General features: G+C 60.1%; 8 protein-coding genes and 1 pseudogene. 7 read left to right on the forward strand and 2 right to left on the reverse strand.

Annotated elements, in window-relative coordinates:
• The 5 genes from NKJ88_RS32720 to NKJ88_RS32740 form a co-directional block, all read left to right on the forward strand.
• Positions 1 to 500 (forward strand): DUF7305 domain-containing protein (locus NKJ88_RS32720; RefSeq protein ID WP_502904790.1); only part of this gene is annotated, 500 nt, incomplete at its 5' end.
• Between the two features lie 19 nt (positions 501 to 519).
• A complete protein-coding gene (locus NKJ88_RS32725; RefSeq protein WP_245260130.1) occupies positions 520 to 945 on the forward strand; it encodes a TadE/TadG family type IV pilus assembly protein in 426 nt (141 codons plus the stop codon).
• Positions 935 to 1,345 (forward strand): TadE/TadG family type IV pilus assembly protein, encoded by a 411-nt coding sequence (locus NKJ88_RS32730; protein ID WP_352446954.1) that lies wholly within the window; start codon positions 935 to 937, stop codon positions 1,343 to 1,345. Before NKJ88_RS32725 ends, NKJ88_RS32730 begins: the two co-directional genes overlap by 11 nt.
• Positions 1,346 to 2,773: 1,428 nt before the next feature.
• Positions 2,774 to 3,016 carry a hypothetical protein gene (locus NKJ88_RS32735; RefSeq protein WP_352446955.1) on the forward strand — a complete coding sequence of 81 codons (243 nt, stop codon included), beginning with the start codon at positions 2,774 to 2,776 and terminating at the stop codon, positions 3,014 to 3,016.
• 728 nt (positions 3,017 to 3,744) lie between these two features.
• Positions 3,745 to 4,092, forward strand: a complete 348-nt coding sequence (locus NKJ88_RS32740; RefSeq protein WP_023686079.1) for a VanZ family protein — start codon at positions 3,745 to 3,747, stop codon at positions 4,090 to 4,092.
• Positions 4,093 to 4,752: 660 nt separating this feature from the next.
• On the opposite strand, the gene NKJ88_RS32745 is transcribed toward NKJ88_RS32740, so the two are convergent.
• Entirely contained in the window at positions 4,753 to 5,025 is a 273-nt protein-coding gene (locus NKJ88_RS32745) for a hypothetical protein (protein ID WP_023730766.1), read from the reverse strand.
• A 56-nt stretch (positions 5,026 to 5,081) separates the two neighbouring features.
• On the opposite strand from NKJ88_RS32745, the gene NKJ88_RS32750 reads away from it, so the two are divergent.
• A complete protein-coding gene (locus NKJ88_RS32750; RefSeq protein ID WP_245271417.1) occupies positions 5,082 to 5,291 on the forward strand; it encodes a hypothetical protein in 210 nt (69 codons plus the stop codon).
• A complete protein-coding gene (locus tag NKJ88_RS32755; RefSeq protein ID WP_245270445.1) occupies positions 5,258 to 5,458 on the forward strand; it encodes a universal stress protein in 201 nt (66 codons plus the stop codon). Before NKJ88_RS32750 ends, NKJ88_RS32755 begins: the two co-directional genes overlap by 34 nt.
• Before the next feature lie 394 nt (positions 5,459 to 5,852).
• Here NKJ88_RS32755 and NKJ88_RS32760 read toward each other — a convergent pair.
• A pseudogene (locus NKJ88_RS32760) lies at positions 5,853 to 6,334 on the reverse strand (DoxX family protein).
• Positions 6,335 to 6,491 lie beyond the last annotated feature (157 nt).

A 6,491-nucleotide genomic window follows, 5' to 3' on the forward strand; every position in this document is an offset into this window, starting at 1 on the left:
TCAACGGCAACAAGACGTCGCAAACACTCCAGCCTGGCACCTACTGTAGCGGCATGAGCCTCAGCGGCAACGTCACCCTGCAGCCCGGCGTCTACGTCGTGCAGGGCGGTATGAAGGTCAACGCCAACGCGGTCGTCGCGGGCAGCGGGGTAACCATCTTCATGGCAGGCAGCAACACTGTCAGCATGAACGGCAACGCCAAGGTGACGCTGAGCGCGCCTACCTCCGGAGCCTATTCCGGCGTGCTGTTCTATGGCGACAGGACCGGGACTGCGGCGCAGAGCACCTTCAATGGCACAGCGGACTCGCTTTTGACCGGCGCCATCTATTTTCCCAGGCAGCAGGTCAACTATCTTGGCAACTTCTCGGGGAACGGTGGCTGCACTCAGGTCGTCGCCGACACCATCCAGTGGTCCGGCAGTACGACCATCAAGCAGGACTGCACCAGCCTCGGGATGAAGAACATTCCGGCGACGCAATCTGTTCAGCTCGTCGAGTAGCGGGATGGGTGGGCGGACCTTGCGCATTGTCCTGGACAAATCCGGGATAGCTGCCGTCGAGTTTTCCATGTTGCTGCCCATCCTGTGCCTCGTCTGCCTCGGCATCGCCGACGGCTGGTCCTACGTAACGAGTTACCTGCAGATGCGCGCGGGCGTTAAAACCGCGGCCAATCTCGTAATGGCCGGCGCGTCCAATGACACCGGAACGCAGGCGGTCGCGCTTTCGAGCTGGAACGACAAGCCCGAGGACGCCGCGGTCGTACTGGTCCGCTCCTATTTGTGCGGCGCCACGGTCGTGGATGCGACCACCATTTGCGGCGGAACGAAGCTGCCGACCGTCTTCGTCCAGATAACGGCGACGGGCACCTGGGTGCCCCCGTTTAACTTCGGTGTCTTCCCGGACCCGCGCGCGATCAGTCATCAGCAGGTGATCCGTGTCCGCTGAAAGGATCGGATCCAGGTGGCGCCGTGACTGCTCCGGCGCAGCCGGGCTGGAATTCGCCTTGATCGCGCCTTTCCTGGTGATGCTTTTGTTCGGAATCTTCGCCTTCGGCTGGGCCATGAATGCCGTGTCGACCGTCCGCTATACACTGGAAACCTCTTCCCGGGCGCTGCAGCTGAACAACACGCTTTCGCAGAGCGACATCCAGGCCATCGCCACGCAGAAATTGGTGAACCTGGGTCTGAAGAGCGTCATTGTGACGATCGCGACCGACCCTGCCAGCGGCGGTTTCAAGATGGCGCATCTGACCGCCAGCTATGCCTTCGTCATCGCTTTCCCGTATTTCGACCAGTATCCGATAAATTACGCCACGACCGTCACGGTGCCCCTGGTTGCTAGCTAGGCGTACGACCGGCTTTCATTGAGTTGGCGGCCCTGTATTCAGCTTCCCAAGGCAATGCGTCGAAGTCGGGCTTGTGCCCCGCTTCACGGTAGGCGGCCTGAGTGAGGAAACCTGCTTTGTCCCGCTCCACAACGCAAACAAATGGCGGAGTGCCCGGGCACCTATAAACGCCTACAGCTTTTTCCATGCAACAGGTGTGCTACGGGTGCTCGGAGATGTCGTCCTTCATTACGATGACAGAACAAGAGCGAGGACAGCAGCGGCCCGGCATCACTGAAAGGGTGCGGGTTGGTAAAATTCGTACAACTCTTTTCATTGCGGAGAGAGTTTCGGCGAGCTTATTAATGTGTCGTTTGCCATTGCCTTTTCTGGGAGGCTGCGATGGTTGCAACGCCCATAGATATCGCTCGAGCGGCCACTACGGCCACCTTGCTGATGCGCCAGAAGTCCATGGCGGAACCCGCCACATTTCGCCGGGACATGGATCAATCGCGCAGGGCCATCCGAGCCTCACGCGAGCTTCTGAAGCGCCTTGGTCACGTCGTCGCGACGTGGCGCTAGGCTGGGAAGATGCCGACCCGTCTACTGTTGCCGTCTCCGCCTTTCAAGCCGACGTTCTCCGCTCTGCATTCCGAGCCCTAGTAGGGGAAACGGGTACGCCTGAGTGTCAATGGCGCGATTTAGCCAAGGCCCTGGTGCGCGATTTCACTGGGTGCGAGCTGATCGAAACTGGCTTGGTGGATTGGATCGTCAGCAAGTAGCCGCTGCCCGCCAGCGGCCCAGCAGCGGTCTGCGGGGACTTTGCAGCGGACGCGCTGGGCCTGACCGGTGGGGCGGTGTGGTATCCGCCGGCTGGCGAACATATGCGCCTCCTGCCAACGCCAGCGAAACATCCAAACGAACGAGGCGATCTAACCGCGATCTCGCCATCCAAGGCCAACACATAGGCCGATAGCAAAGGCCTATAATCGCTGAGAGAACGAAAATGGCCGACGCCATGGTTGGGGAACCCGGGTGGGTAGGCGCCGGCCACAAGTGGAACAAGCCCGCCGCGCCACACACATGGCTGATTTGTCATCACGTGGTTATGGTGTGATCGCGCAGGGCTGCACCAGCGGAACTTAGTAAACGCCGCTTGGTAAGCGATCCTCGACGCGATCGTTCATCGCCACGACGACTTGGGAAACTTGACGGCTGCAGCCTTCTGCCATGTCAAGCTCAAGTCGTTAACAGCGGCCGCCCGGTCATGAGCAGGCATGCGCCCATCCTAGCATATCGCGCTGCCGGTATCGCAAGGCGCCGGCAGCAAGGGGAGGCGACCAGAGCCGATGTGAAGGGACTAGGCAGCTAATATTCGCTTGCGCTAATTTAAAAGTGCCGTAACGTCATGCTCAGCCTTTTGCGGAGGCGCAACGGTGGGGAAGTATGATGAGAGTTGCTGCGTTGTGTGCGGCGATCGTGATCGCTGGGACTGGTGTCGCTGTTGCCAAGGAGAAGAAGGTGGTGGTGAGTGACGCCACGGACCTTTGCTCTACGAAGCACTCGGCCAAGAAGCAGGTGCTCGAGCTGGACTGCAGGCCGACCGGAACCGCCAAATTGCCGGCCGATGGAACGCCGGAAAAGCCGCGCCTCGGATACGACACCGATCCGTGGCTGGTTAAAGGCCTTTAGAGACTAGCCGATGGCAATACAGCGCGGCTAAGGGGAATGTGCGCTGGCGGTGAAGCCTCTTTGTTCTCTCATCGGTGGAACATTGTCGCCTGGAAACGCTTCGGACGGTGCACTGCCCCATCAGTGCAACGTTCCCTTCCTTGTTTGCACTGGCCGGCTGCCGAAAGGTGGCCGGCTTTTTTGTATATAACCGCGACCTGATGTTTGGGATTGTTGATGGACAGCCGCGAGTGGCCGCTGCTGGCCTAGCGTCTAGGATTGGAATACGTAGAGGCGAGATCACCAAGGCAGGAATGGCCAGACTAAACAGCGGTTTCGTCTGTTAGCCGCGACGCCGGCGATAATTGAATTCAGAAGGGCGTCGGCCCGGCTGCACAGCCGGGCCAAGGCTGGAAGAGTTCCGCTCCCGCCCAGCACGATACGCATCGCACCTGGCCGCAAGCGGTACCAATGGCTCGCCTATTCCGCCGCGTCTTTTCGGCAGGAAACCCTCGGCCTCATCACAATGGAGGGCGACATTCGCAGCGCCCTATGGAACCATCCAGAGTGACATAGGCTGTTTCATGCAACTTCCTGATGACATCAGGAGGCCTGTTAAGCATGCCAGTTGTTCGCGCTCGTAGCTCAGATGCAGGTTGGAGCTCTGCCTAGTGCACCAGTATCGGAAGCGAGAACTAGGAACCGGGAGTGCTGCGGATAGATTGCCGCAGTGGAGCTTTTATCAGCGCATGGCAAGGGCTGCCTTTCTCTCCACGTTGGCGGTCGTCCTGTTGCTCGCGCTATTGCCAGACCACTTGCTGCACGCCCTCGGATTGGCCCTTACGTCTCATCACGACAAGCTCAACCACGCCGCCGCGTTCGCCACCTTGTCGGCTTTGGGTAGCCTCGGCTGGCCCCAACAGGTGGTCCGGCTGGCGGTTCTACTTGCTTTAACGGGCGCAGCGATCGAAATCCTTCAATGCGTCACAGGCCGTGACATGAGTGTCTTCGACTGGTTTGCCGACTGCGCCGGAATGGCATACGGGCTGAGAACTATGAGCTGGGTGAACGAGATTCTGGGCGAACCGGTTATTTGATCGCCACAGGCTCCGCTTTACCGCCGCTGTCTTGGCCCCACTTGCCAGCCTCACGCCCGGGGCCGCCTTCGATCACCCTCGCTATTTCAATTTCCGACGCAAAGGCCGATAGCAAGGCGAATGGGTTTCAGGCCGCTCACCATTTAGACTTAGGTCCGATTCTTTCGCGCAAATGGCCGAAGCCGGAAACATTTCTCCTTCTACTTTGTTGCAGTGGCCGTGCCGCTGAGGAGAACATGCACAGTGCCTCTATCAAACGAACTGCGCGACGTACCTTTAGAATTCCAATGCCCCTCCTGTTCACGCCCTATGGTGAGAAGGGGATCCTGGCTGAAAACGATTGCCGGTTTCAAATGCGATAGCTGCAGGTCCAGAGTGCGGCTCGGCTACGAAGAGAAGCTGGCCATATTCGACCGGCACCTTAAGCGAGGCGCGCCGGATCTGGGCCGACGACCAATGGAGTGCGATCCCGGCAACGGTTCCTGAGAGTGTGTCGGCAATTCAAGCTCCAACTGCTTGCGGTCTGCCGCAAGTCCAAGCTTTCATCTGGTCGCAGGGTCAGGCGGCTCTTCCGTTCGTACGGAACCGATGATGGCGAGAGGTTTCGATGCGTCGGAGCACCGAGCAGGTCTACACGTTTTTCGTAGCGACCACCAATCTCTAGCTGACCACTTCAACGCTTTGACGAGGTGCGAGCAACTTGATTTTCAATAGTCTTTTTCGGGCCAAGATGCGCGCCGCCTCTGCGATGCGGCCTCCGTAAGCATCGGCGACGAATGATAGCGTCGACAGGTCAATAATGAGGTCACCGACCGCGCCCGCCAAGACATTGGACCCGGGCCCAAATTGATGCACCAGCGCCCGCACTTCCTTAAGTGCCGTCGAGACTTCACCCGCATCCAGCAGCGCCTCGATGTGATCGAAAATCTGCATCCCGACCTCCCGCTTGCGCCTCACACGCTGAGCCCCCTCGAATGGAAAGGAAAACGATGGCAATATCGCGCGAAAAGAAAGCGCCTGCCAAGGTGCTCGCGGACGAGGCGGCCCGCGACTTCATATCGCATCGCAGCAGGGAGGCGGTGCTGAAGGATATCGTAGCACTTGCCGACCGCTTGGCGTCGAAATCGAGACCGCCATCCGCAGCCGCGTCGCCGCCGCCGATGCCATTCCCCGCCAGGCGGGCAGGGGAGCGGCACTGATCGTCATGGGCGTGGCGCGGCGCACCGGCGAGGAGCTCTTCTTCGGCGAGACGGCCACCGGCCTGCTGCAGCGCTGCCCGTGCCCGGTGGTGCTGATCTCCGATTCCAGGCTGCGCCGTGATGACGAGGGCAGGGAAGAGCTGCGGTCGGGAACGGGTGGAGCTTGATCTCCCGGCCCTTGAGGGGGTTGAGGAGTGGTCCGCGTAGCGGACAGAAAGCCAATTGCTCGGCTTTCTGAATGACGAAAGCCGGCAGGCCAGAGGGAGTCGCCGCGTGTCAAGCGCTGGCCTCTTCTCGGCAATAAACTCTCGATATGTGACCGATCTCGTGATGCGACAAAGTCCCACTAGGGAGGAAAGAGACGAAGCCTTCTGTCCGCCTTGGGAAGCCAACCGGAAGGTCTGCTTTGTGCCTCATATCGGCCGATAGGGCGTTCCTATCCGTGCCGATAAGCGGACGTAAATGGAGGACACGCCACGAACGGCTTGCGCCCTCACCCGAGGCGGTTTGCGGGCGCCGACCGTGCGGGCGGGTTGTATGATGCCCGGCGTGTTGGCCGGTTTAGAATGGAAGCTTGATTTCGCCCACCGAGAGAGGCCTACCGGCCGCTATGAGCGCCGCAACCGTCTCTCTGTTCTGTTGCCGGCGCTTCACGAGGCCGTTCAGCACCCTGTCGAGAGATATCGCGCCGGCGCCGGCTACGGCCAGGACGAACATGCCGCCCGTTATGGCGAGATCCTTTTCGAAATGCATCAATTCGTTCTGGTTGGCGAAATTGGTGTGGAACAAAGCTGCCGTTGCCAAACAGAACAGTCCGAGCGCGACCGCGCCCAGACGCGTCAGCAGACCGAGGCCGATCGAAAAGCCAGCTCCCAGCTGCAGCGCTATGGTGGCCATCAAAAGCGGCAGGCTGACGCCGAGCGCCGTCATTGCCTTGGCTGCACCGGCGAAATGCGTCGCCAGCTCCAGGCCTTCATGCACGAAGAGCAATGAGAGCAGCAGGCGACCGTCAGCAGGGTCAAGTCGGTGAGATGTGGTTCCAGGCGGTTTGTGTCGTTGTCACGATGGGCTCCAGGCGATGGGAAAGGGGCAGGCGCCTTGCAGCACCTGCCTGGTTTACTTGGTCACCTTGGTGTCGATGGCCTTGTGGAGGTCTTCGAGTTCTTCACAGCCGGCGGGACACAGCTTCTGCAGCGACGC

This window comes from Mesorhizobium sp. M0016 (assembly GCF_040324035.1).
Taxonomy (GTDB): domain Bacteria; phylum Pseudomonadota; class Alphaproteobacteria; order Rhizobiales; family Rhizobiaceae; genus Mesorhizobium.

Coding starts and splice junctions, on each gene's coding strand:
- NKJ88_RS32735 (WP_352446955.1), top strand. CDS start 2,774: ATGAGAGTTGCTGCGTTGTGTGCGGCGATCGTGATCGCTGGGACTGGT.
- NKJ88_RS32740 (WP_023686079.1), top strand. CDS start 3,745: ATGGCAAGGGCTGCCTTTCTCTCCACGTTGGCGGTCGTCCTGTTGCTC.
- NKJ88_RS32745 (WP_023730766.1), bottom strand. CDS start 5,025: ATGCAGATTTTCGATCACATCGAGGCGCTGCTGGATGCGGGTGAAGTC.
- NKJ88_RS32750 (WP_245271417.1), top strand. CDS start 5,082: ATGGCAATATCGCGCGAAAAGAAAGCGCCTGCCAAGGTGCTCGCGGAC.